At 36.6% G+C, this 14,618-nt stretch carries 16 protein-coding genes; 2 read left to right on the top strand and 14 right to left on the bottom strand.

Annotated features, from left to right (window positions below; all coding sequences use genetic code 11):
• Positions 1-214: 214 nt before the first annotated feature.
• The 5 genes from ACSVH9_RS05450 to ACSVH9_RS05430 form a co-directional block, all read right to left on the bottom strand.
• A complete protein-coding gene (locus ACSVH9_RS05450) occupies positions 215-622 on the bottom strand; it encodes an endonuclease domain-containing protein (RefSeq protein WP_438062820.1) in 408 nt (135 codons plus the stop codon).
• A 566-nt stretch (positions 623-1,188) separates the two neighbouring features.
• Positions 1,189-2,727 carry a GNAT family N-acetyltransferase gene (locus ACSVH9_RS05445; RefSeq protein ID WP_438062819.1) on the bottom strand — a complete coding sequence of 513 codons (1,539 nt, stop codon included), beginning with the start codon at positions 2,725-2,727 and terminating at the stop codon, positions 1,189-1,191.
• Positions 2,728-2,778: 51 nt separating this feature from the next.
• Positions 2,779-3,210: an RDD family protein gene (locus ACSVH9_RS05440; RefSeq protein WP_438062818.1), complete on the bottom strand. Its 432-nt coding sequence runs from the start codon at positions 3,208-3,210 to the stop codon at positions 2,779-2,781.
• Entirely contained in the window at positions 3,211-3,414 is a 204-nt protein-coding gene (locus ACSVH9_RS05435; protein WP_438062817.1) for a hypothetical protein, read from the bottom strand.
• A gap of 13 nt (positions 3,415-3,427) precedes the next feature.
• Complete coding sequence (locus ACSVH9_RS05430; protein WP_438062816.1) at positions 3,428-3,901, bottom strand: hypothetical protein; 474 nt, start codon at positions 3,899-3,901, stop codon at positions 3,428-3,430.
• Positions 3,902-4,255: 354 nt separating this feature from the next.
• On the opposite strand from ACSVH9_RS05430, the gene ACSVH9_RS05425 reads away from it, so the two are divergent.
• Both ACSVH9_RS05425 and ACSVH9_RS05420 read left to right on the top strand, forming a co-directional pair.
• Positions 4,256-4,588, top strand: coding sequence for a single-stranded DNA-binding protein (locus ACSVH9_RS05425; RefSeq protein ID WP_024980691.1), 333 nt, complete (start codon positions 4,256-4,258; stop codon positions 4,586-4,588).
• Positions 4,589-4,599: 11 nt separating this feature from the next.
• A complete protein-coding gene (locus ACSVH9_RS05420) occupies positions 4,600-5,055 on the top strand; it encodes an HRDC domain-containing protein (RefSeq protein WP_438062815.1) in 456 nt (151 codons plus the stop codon).
• Between the two features lie 510 nt (positions 5,056-5,565).
• Here the strand turns inward: ACSVH9_RS05420 and ACSVH9_RS05415 are convergent.
• The 9 genes from ACSVH9_RS05415 to ACSVH9_RS05375 form a co-directional block, all read right to left on the bottom strand.
• Entirely contained in the window at positions 5,566-6,465 is a 900-nt protein-coding gene (locus tag ACSVH9_RS05415; protein ID WP_438062814.1) for a histone deacetylase family protein, read from the bottom strand.
• 42 nt (positions 6,466-6,507) lie between these two features.
• Positions 6,508-6,702: a hypothetical protein gene (locus ACSVH9_RS05410; RefSeq protein WP_438062813.1), complete on the bottom strand. Its 195-nt coding sequence runs from the start codon at positions 6,700-6,702 to the stop codon at positions 6,508-6,510.
• Positions 6,703-6,825: 123 nt separating this feature from the next.
• Positions 6,826-7,347 (bottom strand): ferritin, encoded by a 522-nt coding sequence (locus tag ACSVH9_RS05405; RefSeq protein ID WP_298297081.1) that lies wholly within the window; start codon positions 7,345-7,347, stop codon positions 6,826-6,828.
• 92 nt (positions 7,348-7,439) lie between these two features.
• Complete coding sequence (locus ACSVH9_RS05400; RefSeq protein ID WP_438062812.1) at positions 7,440-8,810, bottom strand: hypothetical protein; 1,371 nt, start codon at positions 8,808-8,810, stop codon at positions 7,440-7,442.
• Between the two features lie 61 nt (positions 8,811-8,871).
• Positions 8,872-9,501 carry a CatA-like O-acetyltransferase gene (locus tag ACSVH9_RS05395; RefSeq protein WP_438062811.1) on the bottom strand — a complete coding sequence of 210 codons (630 nt, stop codon included), beginning with the start codon at positions 9,499-9,501 and terminating at the stop codon, positions 8,872-8,874.
• Positions 9,501-10,190 carry an HAD family hydrolase gene (locus ACSVH9_RS05390; protein WP_438062810.1) on the bottom strand — a complete coding sequence of 230 codons (690 nt, stop codon included), beginning with the start codon at positions 10,188-10,190 and terminating at the stop codon, positions 9,501-9,503. The genes ACSVH9_RS05395 and ACSVH9_RS05390 overlap by 1 nt, the downstream gene beginning before the upstream one ends.
• A gap of 134 nt (positions 10,191-10,324) precedes the next feature.
• A complete protein-coding gene (locus ACSVH9_RS05385; protein WP_300977645.1) occupies positions 10,325-11,314 on the bottom strand; it encodes an aspartate-semialdehyde dehydrogenase in 990 nt (329 codons plus the stop codon).
• Between the two features lie 192 nt (positions 11,315-11,506).
• Positions 11,507-11,935 (bottom strand): large-conductance mechanosensitive channel protein MscL, encoded by a 429-nt coding sequence (mscL, locus tag ACSVH9_RS05380; protein WP_438062809.1) that lies wholly within the window; start codon positions 11,933-11,935, stop codon positions 11,507-11,509.
• 166 nt (positions 11,936-12,101) lie between these two features.
• On the bottom strand, positions 12,102-14,543 hold the full coding sequence (locus tag ACSVH9_RS05375) for a bifunctional UDP-N-acetylmuramoyl-tripeptide:D-alanyl-D-alanine ligase/alanine racemase (RefSeq protein WP_438062808.1): 2,442 nt from the start codon (positions 14,541-14,543) through the stop codon (positions 12,102-12,104).
• Between the last annotated feature and the right edge of the window lie 75 nt (positions 14,544-14,618).

The following is a 14,618-nucleotide window of genomic DNA, read 5'->3' as shown; positions in this document are numbered from 1 at the left end:
TAACTCCATATAATATTTATTTTGGAGTCGTTGAATCTTCGATTTCAAGAGGGGAATTCGAAGCTGCTAAATGATATATTTTCACTACTATTCACTTTGGCTCTCTCAATTGACACACCCCTAGCCCCTCTCGAGAGGGGAATTAAAATGTGCTAAATGAGGTGTTTTACTTATTATTCAAAATGTGTTTTTAAAAACTAAAGGTTTTGCGGTCCTAGCTCCCCTCTCGAGAGGGGCTGGGGGTGTGTTTTTCATATTCAATGATATAATACTCAATAGCTCGCAAAACATTCTCCATATCTTTCAAAACTTGTTCATCCGTAAACCGTAAAACCGTAATCCCTAACTGATTCATTCTTTTCTCTTTTACAGTGTCTTTATTATATACTTCTAAAAACTCGTGGGAATACCCATCGACTTCAATTCCTAACATCAACTCATAACAGAAAAAATCTAAAATGTAGCTATCTATAGGCTTTTGTCGATGAAAATCATAACCATACATCTGTTTTCCTTTCAGCTTTAACCAAAGAAAAATTTCTGTTTTAGTAGAATCATTTCTTAATTGTCTAGCCAATTCTTTTAGTTTTGGGTCGTATGGAATGATTTTTCTTTTAGCCATTTGGTTATTTTAATAAATGAGGCGTTTGGTTTTATTGTTCATTTTTATTTTCTCACTTGACACACCCCTAGCCCCTCTCAAGAGGGGAATTAAAATGTGCTAAATGATACGTTTTTCACAATTATTCTCTTTGGTTCTCTCGTTTTACAATCCCTTAACCCCTATCGAGAGTGGGATTAAAAAGTGCTAAATGAGGTGTTTTTCATTACTATTCACTTTTATTCTCTCGCTTGACACACCCCTAACCCCTCTCAAGAGGGAAATTCGACTGCGGAATAAGAGATGTTTTATTTATTATTCAAAAATGTGTTTTTTAAACACTAAAGTTTTGCGTTCCTAACTCCCCTCTTGAGAGGGGGCGGGGGTGTGTTTATGTTTTTTACAAATTCTCCTTTTAAAACAAAAAATCCCCTTGTTACTCTCTAACCCCGATAGGAGCGGCATCCTTTTTTTCTAGACCTGACAGGTTTTTGAAACCTGTCAGGTTTAGGAAAAAAGATATAGCGGATAGCGGGACGATGTTTCCTGAAAAGCCTTTTGTGCCTGTTCCTAAATAATCCCCTTCACTATTTCTCTGCGTTTTTTATCTTTTTTATTTCGTACAAATCGGTTCTTCTGTCTTTGAGGATGCGAACGCTGCCGTGTTCGTGCAGCTCTTTGAGCAAATCCAAATCGACGTCGACAATCAGTGTCATCTCGGTGTTGGGCGTGGCTTCGGCTTTGATACCGTTGCTCGGAAACGCAAAATCTGAGGGCGTAAACACGGCTGATTGCGCATACTGAATATCCATATTGTTGACCTTGGGCAAATTGCCTACACATCCCGCTATGGCGACAAAACACTCGTTTTCGATGGCTCGGGCTTGGGAACAATGTTTGACTCGGGTGTAGGCGTTTTGCGTATCGGTCAGGAAGGGCACAAACAAGATATTCATCCCTTCATCGGCCATTAATCGGGAGAGCTCTGGGAATTCGACATCGTAGCAAATCATCACGCCTATTTTTCCGCAATCGGTATCAAAAGTTTTGATTTCGGAGCCGCCTTTCATTCCCCAATGCTGCACCTCGTTGGGCGTAACGTGAATTTTGGCATACATTTCAGAAGTCCCGTCGCGCTTGCACAAGAAACCAACATTATACAAATTTCCGCCCTCTAAATACGGCATACTTCCGGTGATGATATTGATGTTGTACGAAATGGCAAACTCCTGAAACCGCTTGCGGATTGGGTCTGAATATTTGGCCAATTCGCGTATGGCTTCGGCCTCGGTGAGGTGATTGTAGTCGGCCATCAAAGGCGCGGTGAACAGTTCTGGAAACAAAGCAAAATCGCAGCCATAACCCGAGACCACATCGATAAAAAATTCGGATTGTTCAAACAAGGCGTCGAGATTGGCCAGCGAGCGCATTTGCCACTGAATAAGCCCTAGCCGAATCACCGATTTTTCGGTGTTGATGAGCTTGGGACTTTCGTCATAATAAATGTTATTCCACTCGAGCAAAACGGCGAATTCCTTCGAATCTTCGTCGCCTACTAAATAATTTTTGATGACGCGCAACACGTGAAAATCGTTGCTCAACTGAAACGACAATACGGGGTCGTGCAGTTGTTTGCTTTTGATTTTGTCGATGTATTTTTTGGGCGACATTTTATCGGCATACTGCCCGTAATTGGGAATCCGCCCCGCAAAAACAATGGATTTGAGGTTGAGTTGTTCGCACAATTCTTTGCGAGCGTCATACAAACGGCGTCCCAAACGCAAGCCGCGATAATTGGGATGAATAAACACATCGATGCCATACAAAATCTCCCCAAACGGATTGTGGGTCGAAAACGAATAATTGCCCACGACCTCCAAATAATTATGGCGTTTGTCGACCAATTTTTCGTCTACAATCAACGACAAGGCCGAACCCACCACTTTGCCATCGGCCAAAATCACCAACTGTCCTTCGGGAAAAATAGCCAATAATCGCTCAATATCCTCGGAACGCCAATAGGAATCGGCCATTTCGGGATAGGATTCTACCATCGAGTTCTTGAGTTGTTTATAATCCTCAAACGCCAAATTGCGCAATTCTACTTTTTTGATTTTGGTTTGCATTTGTAGTGGGGTTTTAGGGGGTTAGTGAATTGGTTTTTTATTAGAAGTGATTTAATTTTGATTCGCTTCCACGACGATTGTCTTAGCCCAAATATCTCCTAAACGTTGATTCCTATCTGTATTTTTTATTGCCATTATTGCAAGCAATCCAAAAGGAAACATATCTATTGGGTCTAATACGTGTCTTTTTATAGATTGACCCAATGAAAGTTCACCATTGTTTTTTGTCAACGATTTTGGTTGTAACCCTACAATTGAATTTCCTAAAGTAGCACCAAAAAAGGTTTCAAATACCACTAAAAAAACAAACCAAAATAGTATTGGAACTAGGGCCAGAAAACCTGTTACAGAATAACCACCTTCCTCGTTTGGTTCACCAAATGCTGAGATAAATGCATAGAAAAAAGCATAAATAATTGCGTAATCAATGAGCCCTGCCAAAAAACGCTTAGTAAGATTTGGTTTTAAATTTGTGTTTTCCATTTATTGTTTTGAATTTAAAATTAACTCTATGGATGCTTCGTCAACGAGTAAGTACGTTAGTATTTTTTTTGCTAAAACTTTATCGGACTGCATTGCTTTGTCAAATTCATCTAGTAAACCACAAGCATACAGCCTTTCGTTTACAGTCATTCCTCTTAGATTCTCAATTGAAATTGTTCTATGAAGTAGTTGTTTTTTTGTCATTCCTGTCAAATTATCAATTAATGCTCGCTTTGAATTCCTGTATATCATTATGACTTATTCCTAATACCTCAACTAAATTTTGAAAATCGAGTTTACTCAACTTATAATAATTAATTAATTCTTTCTTTATTTTTTGTAAATCATCTGAATAATATAATTCATAATTATAGCTCAAAGTTATACCAGTATTTAATTCAATTACGCAGAGGTTGTTAACCCCATTTGATAAATTTGAATTAAAACTTTTACCTGAGCCAATTGTTTTACCATAATAATCATCATTAGTAATTCTAATTTTTTTTATCTCATCAATTCTAAATATTTTATCTTTTGCTGAAATTTGATTCAATTCGAATGTTAAAAAACCATCTAATTCCCCTCTAAGCGGATCTGGTTTGAAAATTCGAAAAAATTTTAAAATTAGTCCTAAAAAGAATGCTCCTAATAGCAAAAACATAAGGTAATTATCAACTGTATTCACTTCCATCTTTAAGACAGTAGCTTTAATTAAATAAATTATAATACAGCCAAAAATTATAGGAAGGACTATCCTATCGTTGCTCCAATAAAATTTAGATGACTTTTTAAATATTGAATACCTATTCATAAAATTTAATCTGAATAAATTATAATTAGCTTTAAAATTATCAATTACCCAAATATACTCAAAAAATTCCATTTACAAACGGTTACAAACAATTACAACCGAAAGTAAATGGGATGCAACCGACTAATTATCAATCGGCACCGCATCTTTGCCCTGTCGAAATGAAACAACGACCTTGTTGCTCATCCGACACGAACATTTTAATTATATGCCTAACTTTTAAATTTACACGCCATGAATGCAATGAAAAACAGAGTACAATTAATCGGTCACGTAGGAAACGAACCAGAAATCAAAACCTTCGACGGAGGTAAAAAAGTAGCCAACCTTACTATCGCTACCAACGACACTTACCGCAACGACAAAGGCGACAAAGTAGAACAAACCGAATGGCACAAAGTAAGTGCTTGGGGAAAAACAGCCGACATCATCGAGAAATACGTGACCAAAGGCAAGGAAGTAGCCATCGAAGGCAAACTCACTCACCGCAGTTACGAAGACAAGAACGGGGAGAAACGCTACATCACTGAAGTGATAGTGAATGAAATCCTTTTGATGGGCAAATAAAATCTACAGCTATGAATGTACAGGTATTTTCCGTTCGGGTAGATGCTCCACATTTGGCGCAAGACCAGCAAAAGCTAAATGATTTTATCGCCTCGGTAGAATTGGTGCAATCCGATACCCATTTCATCGAATCCGATGCGAGTTATTGGTCGGTTTTGTTGCACTATAAAGAAAAAATCAATCTTGCGTCTCAGGAAAAAGCATCACTCACTGACCTAACCCAAGACCAAATCGAGAAGTATCAACAATTGAAAAAATGGCGCAACGAAAAAGCCAAAACGAATGGTGTGAAACCTTTTGTAGTCTGTCACAACAGCCATCTGATTCAAATAGCGGTGCAACATCCACAAGCCCTATCCGATTTTCAATGGATTAAAGGATTTGGAGAAAAACGAACGCAACAGTATGCAGATGAAATCATTCAGCTATTAGAAAACATACATCTAAATCAGGAAGAATTAATTTAAAATATATAAGCCATTTGAGTTTTCTATAAGCACGGGATTTTTCAAAACCATAGAAGGCATTTAAGAACATAAAAGGCTGAACAAAAGCTTGAGTGTTCTTGATGCCTTTTGGGTTTAATATTATGTGCTTTGTGAACTTTGTGGTTAATTATTGGCCACGGATGTCGCGGATAAAACGGATGCAACGGATGCAACGGATTTTTAATGGAACTTAAATGTCCTTATTTGTTTTATTACTTTGCGAGCCTTGCGCTTTCTTTGTGAACTTAGGGGTTAAATTTTGACCACGGATGTCGCGGATAAAACGGATGCAACGGATTTTTAATGGAACTTAAATGTCCTTATATGATTTATTACTTTGCGAACCTTGCGATAATCTTTGTTTGCTTTGCGGTTAAACTTCACCAAGGATTTCACCACAAAACGTAAATGACCTTACATCCCTTATATGGTTCAAAAAACCTTCAATCCAAAACTTCAATGACTTATATGTTTCAAATTTAAAGAAGATTAATACAACGCTCTCGCCACCCTATATGTATTAGCGTGAGCCTCGATTATGGTTTTTATCGCTGGGGAATAACCGCCCCCCATACTCACTTGTACAGGAATACCCAAAGATTTACAAAGGCCTAAAACATAGCTATCTCGAGCTTTACATCCTTCTAAAGTACACCCTAATTTCCCTAATTTGTCCGTACCCAAAATATCCACACCCGCTAAGTAAAAAACAAAATCGGGACGATGGAGGCTTAGTAATTCTGGAAGTGTTTCTTGTAGAATGGCCAAATAAGTTGAATCATCTGTCTTGTCTGGCAAAGGGATATCGTAATCCGAAATTTCTTTTCGAAAAGGATAATTACTTTGACCATGCATTGAAAAAGTAATGACATCCGTATTATTTCGAAAGATTTCGGCTGTACCATTGCCTTGATGTACATCGAGATCTACAATGAGGATTTTATGACACTTCTTCTGATTGATGAGATACTGAGCTCCAATCGCTTGATCGTTGAGTAAGCAAAAAGCCTCTCCACGATTCGAGAATGCATGATGGGTTCCACCAGCAATATTAAAAGCAATACCGTGTTCCAACGCGTGATTACAACCCGCAATTGTACCCTGTGCAATACGCAACTCTCGCTCGACCAACGCTGCAGAAAGTGGAAATCCGATACTACGAATGGCTTTGGCATCGAGAGTCAATTCGGTTAGAGCCTTAACATAAGTTGGTGTATGCACAGCATGAACTAAAGATAAATCAATAGGTTCAGGGGAATAAAAATCAGTCGGTTCGGCTGTACCTTCGTGGAGTAACTGCTTAGGAAGCAGTTCGTATTTGAGCATCGGAAAGCGATGTCCTTCGGGTAGTGGATGTTTATAAATGGGATGGTTGGCAATAAAAAACATAAAACACTCAGTTGAGTGTGCAATGTAGTAGCAATTTTAGAATTACGCTACTTTTTTAATCAAATCAAACATAGGACAACGACAGCAACGTTTGTTTTCGCCTTTCTCGTATTTTCCGCAACATTTTGACTTGCAGTTTTCGGCAACTTTGATTTTAGCCAAAAGCGCTTTCTTCTTTTGGTCTTTCTTTTCTTTTTTGCCTTTTTTCTTGTCCTTTTCTTTGTCTTTCTTACTCATGCTCTTGAGTCTTAATTTCTGAGGCAAATATATGTTATTTTTATCTATTCTAAATAAATTTTAACATAAAAAGGCATAAAAAAACCCGAATAATGCGTTCGGGTTAAAAGTTATATAGAAGTATTACTTAGTTGCAGCGGCTGCGGCAGCACTGGCAACAGCAGCTTGCTGAATATCGCGGTCAAATAAATACAAGCCTCCTTTATCATCACCAATCAAATTGATTTTATCCAAAATAGACTTAGCTGTAGCTTCTTCTTCAATTTGTTCAGCTACATACCATTGCAAGAAATTGTGCGTGGCATAATCTTTTTCTGAAAAAGTGATATGCACTAATTCGTTGATAGAATTTGAAACAAAAATCTCGTGTTTGTACAATTCCTCAAACATTCCTTGAAAAGTATCATAGGTAGTTTTTGGCGCTTTTAAATCGGTGATTTGAGCGTGACCTCCACGTTCGTTTACATACTTAATCAGTTTCAACATATGAGCACGTTCTTCATCGGACTGTGCATACATGAACTGCGCAATTCCTTCCAGTCCACTCACTTCAGCCCAACAAGCCATTGACAAATATATTTGAGAAGACTCTGCTTCGATACGAATTTGATTGTTCAGTGCGACTTCAATATTTTTAGACAACATAGTTTTCTTTTTTTAAGTTAATGACAATTTTAAAAAACGGATTTAGGGAGACACTAAGATAATAATTAGAACACAATTATAAAGGCAAAATATTAAAAACCATCATAAAATTTCTGCATCACAAATTGTTTCAACTTGGTATCGTAATATCCATTAATGTAATAATTCTTATGTCTGAAAGTACTTTGCAAAACGGCTTGAGGGTTTTCATAAGAAAACTGACCTATAAAATCGGTGGCCAAAGGCTCGGGTTTTGAATTGATATGATTCCCTTTCTTGTCCAAAACAGTTTCAAAATAAACATTCAATGGAATAAAATAAGAATTGGTTACGAAGTCACCCCCACTTGGTGCAAACCCTGTAGACAATTGCTCTATTTCTTGATTACCCCCTATGGTTAGAAACAAATTCTTGGGCGTTTTATAGACCGTAACCCCCAAATCAGTGCCCGATAATTGCTTCAAAAACTTGGCAGTGGTTTTCATTGCTTTTGGTCGCTGATTCATAACTTGAGCGAACAAAGGTGAGTTTTTGAAAGTGATGGTGTCATTTTTTGTCACACTAAATTCTTTGATTAGTGCATCGGTTTCAAAATCTTTATAGCCAAAATGTAGTTCTTCATCATTCGCTGTCACTTGATATATTTTGTTTTCGTGATAATAGGAATTAGACAATCCATTAAGGCGTTTCAACGAAAATTGCGGAATGCTTCTTTCAACGAGTTTTAAGGTCTTGAAATCCAATTGAAACAACTGTGTTTCATTTATATTATGGTCGAAGGTGAAGAGAATATCGTTCTCGCGTACATAAAATTTAGATTTACTTGTGGCTTTAAACAACGGATTATAAGCACGTGTTTCTATTTTTTCTAAAGGTAAAACAGACAAAATCATGGATAAACTGATGGCTTCTTTTTTACTATTTACAAACTCGAATCCACTAAAATCAAGAAGGTATTGCGTTTTTTCACCTCCGTTAAAAACATAAAGCACTAAAGCTTCGGTAGTATTCTTTTTGGTAAGAACATAAAATTTATTGTTCTCATTAAAGGCGTTAAGCACCGTTTCACGTTGTAAAGGCAACTGAAGATAGTTAGCCGTCGTCGTCTTTGTAACCATATCATAATGTACTGCGACTATGTTTCTAAAATTAGAATCGGCCCAATAAATAGTTGGATTTTCATCTGTTACAAAGGAATAACCAGCCATCAATTTATAACCAATATCAGGTCTTTTGGTCACCATACTATCTTTGAAAAACAAAAAGGGACTGTACTTTAGAATCGTTGTTTTTTCTTTGTCGGTAGCTAAAACAAAGACATTATTATTTTGTCTATCGGAGGTGTTGATGATTTGATGGTACTCTTTTGCTTTTTTTAATTCTAAAGGATGAGAAGCCAACCTAATTTGACCAAAAGTCAAAAAAGTACTTGCTATAAATAAAAGAACTACTACCTGCTTCATAATGATTTATATTAAAAATAGTACAATTCCTCCCGCAAAGAGCATACCAAAAAATCGCTACTTAATCGTTCATAATTTGCTGAAAATAATCTACAAATTGTCCCAAATGCAATCCATCCATCAAACCGTGATGTACGTGCACCGACATATTCATTCGCTTGCTTCCATCCTTTTCAACAACCATTTTTCCAAAAGAAATTTTAGGACAACTATCTGGAAAAGTAAAACTTCTAGCGTGCGATAAAGACGTAAAATCCAACCAAGGTACTGCCGAAAAATGAATTAAATTATCTGCATCAAAAGAACGAGTAAACAAGCCAGTGGTGTTTTGAATACGTTCGATTTCTTCTAGCGCATTTTTTTCGAAAACAGCAAAATCGGGATGAAATTCGATTAATGAAAATCCAAAGGTTCCATCAGGTCGACCAATAGTAGCCGAACCATCTATTCTATCGTAAACCACAATGGTTTCGTTATCGATTCGGTATCTAAAATTTTCAATCGCATTGACCGCTTGTAAGGTTTTGTGCAAATAATAAATAAAGAAAGAAGATGAAATGGATTTGGCTTTTTCGTAAGCCTTTGTGCAGTCTATTGCCACCGTAGCGCCAAAAAAAGGCTCACTCATTTGTCTAAAAAAATGAAAATGCTCTTTTCTGTTCCAATTTTCAAGGTCAAACGGCTGCTTCATTAGGTTAAAAGTGGAATTATATCCGTTAATTGTTGCAAGGTAGTAAAGTTGGGATGCTCTACTTTGTGGTCTATTTTCTCGTGTGCCCAAGTCGTGTGAAACGGAATATGTGCAGCATAACCACCTATTGAAAGTACAGGCAAAACATCCGACTTAAGCGAATTACCAATCATATAAAACTCATCGGGTTGAATCTCCAAACGTTTAATCAAATCCAAATAATCGATTTCTTGTTTGTCTGACATTACTTCAATATGATGAAAATAAGGCCCTAAACCCGAATTGTGCAATTTTCGTCTTTGGTCTAATAAATCGCCTTTGGTAGCAACTACTAATTTATATTTTCCACTCAAAGCTTCTAATGTTTCGGTCACACCTTCCAGCAAATCGACAGGCTTTTCTAGCAAATCTTTTCCATATTGCACGATTTTTTCAATCGCTTCAATAGAAATAGTATTGTTTGAAATCTTCATTGCTGCCTCAATCATCGATAGAATATATCCTTTGATTCCGTAGCCGTATAGTTTTAAATTCGCAATCTCTATTTGAAACAATTCGGATGAAATTCCTTGATGCGAAAGATAATCTTCCATCAAACCACAGAATTTCTTTTCGGTTTCGTCAAAATACATTTCATTGCCCCAAAGCGTATCATCTGCATCGAAGGCAACTACTTTTAGCTTTTTCATCTTCTCCAATTAAAATTTAAAGTTTAAAAGTACAACATTTCATTGGGGTTGCGCTGCTTTTGAAAGCAAAAAAAAGCATAAAAAAACCGCTTCCAATTAGAAGCGGTTCCGGTTGTGTTGTGGGTTATAGTGTTTTAAACTAAATTGGCTGCGATTAAATATTCTGCAATTTGAATCGTGTTCGTAGCGGCTCCTTTTCTCAAGTTATCAGCCACAATCCACATATTCAAAGTGTTGGCTTGGCTTTCATCACGACGAATTCTACCAACAAAAACTTCATTTTTTCCTTCAGCATAACGAGGCATTGGGTAAGTGAACGTATCCAAATTGTCTTGAACTACTACTCCATCTGTATGGTGTAAAATGTTACGCACCTCAGCCACATCAAAATCATTAGTGAACTCAACATTCACCGCTTCGCTATGACCTCCAACTACTGGTACACGGACAGCAGTTGCCGTAACTCTAATAGAATCATCGCTTAAGATTTTTTTGGTTTCGTTTACCAATTTCATTTCTTCTTTGGTGTAACCATTGTCTTCAAAACTATCACATTGTGGAATACAATTGCGATTGATTTTGTATTTGTACACCATTTCGCCTTCAATTCCAGCTACTTCATTTTCAAATTGTTGCACCGCTTTTACACCAGTACCTGTAATGGACTGATAAGTAGAAACAATTACACGTTTGATGTTGTATTTTTGATGCAAAGGTGCCAAAGCCAATACCATTTGGATAGTTGAACAGTTTGGATTTGCAATGATTTTGTCCTCTTTAGTCAATTGGCTAGCATTGATTTCTGGAACCACTAATTTTTTGGTTGGGTCCATTCTCCAAGCTGAAGAATTATCAATTACTGTAGTACCAGCGGCTGCAAATTTTGGAGCCCACTCCAAAGAAGTTCCTCCTCCAGCAGAAAACAAAGCAATATCAGCTTTTAAATCCACTGCCGTTTGCAATCCTACTACTTTATATTTTTTTCCGTTGAACTCTATTTCTTTTCCTACTGATTTTTCTGAAGCAACAGGGATTAACTCTGTAACTGGAAAATTACGTTCTGCTAATACTTTCAACATTATTTCGCCTACCATTCCGGTAGCACCTACAACTGCTATTCTCATTGTATATAAATTTATAGTGTCTTATTATTGAGCCACAAAAGTACGTAATCTGATAAAGAAAACAACACGATTCACAATTTTTAACAAATTGTTATATTTTAAACAATTTGATTGTTTTTTACTTTTGAGCCACAAAAAAACCGCCTCTTTTTGGGAAAAGAGACGGTTAAGTTAGACACTAGTGTAGCGGTATTATTTCTTTAATAAATCTCTAATTTGAGTCAATAATTCTTCTTGAGTTGGGCCGGCTGGGGCTGCAGGTTCTTCAATTACGGGTTTCTTAGTCTTTTCATATGCTTTTAATACCATAAAAATACAAAACCCAATAATTACAAAATCTAAAATTGTTTGTATAAAAGCCCCATAGTTTATTGCAACTTCAGCTACCGCGGGAACTTTTTCGGTTCCATTTTCTAGCACTGCAGGTACGCCATCTTGTAATACTAATTTTAAGTTTTTAAAATCTACTTTTCCTAAAAGTATTCCAATTGGTGGCATCAAAACATCGTTTGTAAAAGAAGTTACAATCTTGCCAAAAGCTCCACCTACTATAACCGCTGTGGCTAAATTTACAATTTCACCTTTCATTAAAAAGGCTTTAAAATCACTAACAAATCCCATAATCAGTTCTTTTTAAATTAATTAATTACTTTCAAATGTAATAAAAATTTATTAGCCTATTTCTTTACTAAAAGAAAATCAGCTTCATAATACATAAAGTTAATGAATTAAAGTTTTGAAACTAATTATCAAAACCACTAAAAAGAGAACTCTTTTCAGGGCAGATTTATTCTCTGTAAAACACCCTTTTAACGCGTTGGGAAATACTGGTCAAGATTTCATAAGGAATAGTATGTAGTTTCTCGGCCATTTCATTTACCGTTGGGCTTTCGCCAAAAACAATCACCGCATCACCTTCTTGACAATCAATTGAGGTAACGTCTACCATTAGCATATCCATACAAACGCTTCCAATAATGGTAGCTTTTTGCTGATGAATTGACACATATCCTACTTCATTTCCCCAAAGTCGTGCTATTCCATCGGCATAGCCAATAGGAATTGTAGCTACTTTAGTTGGCTTTTTAGCCATAAAACGACGCCCATAACCTACAGAATCTCCAGCTGGAATCGTTCGGATTTGTGAAATAACGGATTTGAGCGTACTCACATTTTCTAATTCTTTTTGTTCTTCGGCATCATTAGAAACACCATACAAACCAATTCCCAAACGAACCATATCGTATTGCGCTTTCGGAAAATTACTAATGCCCGAAGTATTCAAAATATGGCGAATGGGCTGAATATTCAACTCAGACATCAAACGGCTGGATAAATTTTCGAACAACTCAATTTGAGATGCAACAAAAGCTTGATGGTTTAGGTCATCACTTGTGGCCAAATGCGACAATATACTTTTTACTCGTACCAAAGTAGTGTCTTTGAGTATCGCGATTAATTCCTCGATGGTATCTTTTTCAAAGCCCAATCGGTGCATACCCGTATCGAGTTTGATATGAATCGGAAAGTGCTTTAGGTTCTTTTGTTCGGCAATTTTCAAAAAGGAACGCAAGCCTTTCAAACTATAGATTTCGGGTTCTAATTGATGTTGAATAATCGCTGAAAAACTCGTAGACTCGGGATTCAAAACCATAATCGGCAGATGAATTCCTGCTGTTTTCAAAGCAATTCCCTCATCGGCGAAAGCCACACCTAAATAATCAACTTGGTGATGTTCTAGTAATTTGGCAATTTCAAAACCGCCATTTCCGTATCCAAAAGCTTTGACCATCACCATCATTTTGGTAGAAGGTTGCAATTTCGAACGGAAAAAATTAAGATTATGACTAATGGCATTGAGGTTGATTTCCAAAACCGTTTCGTGCTTTTTTTCTTCTAATACAGCAACAATATCTTCAAAATGAAAACTTCGTGCGCCTTTGATTAAAATGGTTTCGTTGCTAAAAGTAGCGCTATCCAATTTTGCTAAAAAATCGGCAGTAGTAGCATACGTAGTGCAATTGACAAACTTATGTTTAAATGCGGTTATGGTCGTTCCAATGCCAATCACGCGGTTAATTTTGTTAGAAATAACAAGCTGCGATACTTTGGAATACAATTCTTCGTTCGATAATCCGCTCTGAAAAATATCGGACAAAATCACTGTTTTTTTCTTGTATTGTTTTTGACTTTCTAAAAAATCCAATGCAATTTTTAAAGACTGAAAATCGGAACTATAACTATCGTCAATAATTGTGGTGCTATTGATACCGTCTTTGACCTTTAGTCGCATTTCAACGGGATACAACAAATACATCCGATGTTCGATAGTCACTCTATCATAGCCCAAATGCAACAATACCATCAAACAATGAATCGCGTTTTCGATAGAAGCATCATCTTGAAAAGGAATAATGATATCAAAAGCATACGACTGTAGTTGAAGATGCAACTTGGTTTTATCTAAAATGCTTGTTTTTTGAATGAAAACATCCGCAGTGGTATCTTTAAAACTCCAAGAAAAAGTTTTTAATGACGGTTTCAAAAAAGCATCGATGGTTTTATTTTTATTATAAATCAACAAATCACAGTGCTTAAAAAGCTGCAATTTTTCTTTTATTTTTTCGCCAATAGAAGAAAATCCTTCGTCGTGAGCCGAACCAATATTTGTCAAAATACCAAGCGTGGGTCGAATGATTTTTTCCAAATGCACCATCTCATTTACGGTAGAAATTCCGGCTTCGAAAATTCCGAAATTATGTTGCTTGGCAATCGCCAAAACAGACAAAGGAACCCCTACTTGTGAGTTATAACTTTTGGGACTACGAATGATAGAATAATCAGGGCTTAGCAAGAAATTGAGCCACTCTTTTACGATGGTTTTTCCATTGCTACCCGTTACTCCAATTACTGGAAAATGAAATAAACTACGATGATAACTCGCCAATTCTTGTAAAGCTGTTAACGTATTTTGTACTACCAAGAACTGTGCTTTTCCTTCACAATGCTCAGGAATGTATTGCACTACGAAATGAGTAACGCCTTGTTGAATCAAATCATTGATATACGAATGCGCATCGTTGTTGGGACCAATTAGAGCAAAAAACAAAGTGTGCGGTCCGTTTTGTAACGAACGGCTATCGATAGAAATCGCATCAATAAGTAAGGAAGCATCTCCTTCAAACGTGGCATTTATTTGTTTTGAAATCGTAGCAATTGTAAGATTCATCAGGTATTGAGTTTGAAAGTAAAATTAGTAAAACACAACTAATCCGAACCTTGGTTTTAATTTTATTTAACGAAG

This window comes from Flavobacterium sp. RSSB_23 (assembly GCF_051547145.1).
GTDB lineage: Bacteria > Bacteroidota > Bacteroidia > Flavobacteriales > Flavobacteriaceae > Flavobacterium.
Note: the sequence above shows the minus strand (reverse complement) of the source record. Positions and strands in the feature narration are given on the sequence as shown.

Coding starts and splice junctions, on each gene's coding strand:
- ACSVH9_RS05450 (WP_438062820.1), bottom strand. CDS start 622: ATGGCTAAAAGAAAAATCATTCCATACGACCCAAAACTAAAAGAATTG.
- ACSVH9_RS05445 (WP_438062819.1), bottom strand. CDS start 2,727: ATGCAAACCAAAATCAAAAAAGTAGAATTGCGCAATTTGGCGTTTGAG.
- ACSVH9_RS05440 (WP_438062818.1), bottom strand. CDS start 3,210: ATGGAAAACACAAATTTAAAACCAAATCTTACTAAGCGTTTTTTGGCA.
- ACSVH9_RS05435 (WP_438062817.1), bottom strand. CDS start 3,414: ATGACAAAAAAACAACTACTTCATAGAACAATTTCAATTGAGAATCTA.
- ACSVH9_RS05430 (WP_438062816.1), bottom strand. CDS start 3,901: ATGGAAGTGAATACAGTTGATAATTACCTTATGTTTTTGCTATTAGGA.
- ACSVH9_RS05425 (WP_024980691.1), top strand. CDS start 4,256: ATGAATGCAATGAAAAACAGAGTACAATTAATCGGTCACGTAGGAAAC.
- ACSVH9_RS05420 (WP_438062815.1), top strand. CDS start 4,600: ATGAATGTACAGGTATTTTCCGTTCGGGTAGATGCTCCACATTTGGCG.
- ACSVH9_RS05415 (WP_438062814.1), bottom strand. CDS start 6,465: ATGTTTTTTATTGCCAACCATCCCATTTATAAACATCCACTACCCGAA.
- ACSVH9_RS05410 (WP_438062813.1), bottom strand. CDS start 6,702: ATGAGTAAGAAAGACAAAGAAAAGGACAAGAAAAAAGGCAAAAAAGAA.
- ACSVH9_RS05405 (WP_298297081.1), bottom strand. CDS start 7,347: ATGTTGTCTAAAAATATTGAAGTCGCACTGAACAATCAAATTCGTATC.
- ACSVH9_RS05400 (WP_438062812.1), bottom strand. CDS start 8,810: ATGAAGCAGGTAGTAGTTCTTTTATTTATAGCAAGTACTTTTTTGACT.
- ACSVH9_RS05395 (WP_438062811.1), bottom strand. CDS start 9,501: ATGAAGCAGCCGTTTGACCTTGAAAATTGGAACAGAAAAGAGCATTTT.
- ACSVH9_RS05390 (WP_438062810.1), bottom strand. CDS start 10,190: ATGAAAAAGCTAAAAGTAGTTGCCTTCGATGCAGATGATACGCTTTGG.
- ACSVH9_RS05385 (WP_300977645.1), bottom strand. CDS start 11,314: ATGAGAATAGCAGTTGTAGGTGCTACCGGAATGGTAGGCGAAATAATG.
- mscL (WP_438062809.1), bottom strand. CDS start 11,935: ATGGGATTTGTTAGTGATTTTAAAGCCTTTTTAATGAAAGGTGAAATT.
- ACSVH9_RS05375 (WP_438062808.1), bottom strand. CDS start 14,543: ATGAATCTTACAATTGCTACGATTTCAAAACAAATAAATGCCACGTTT.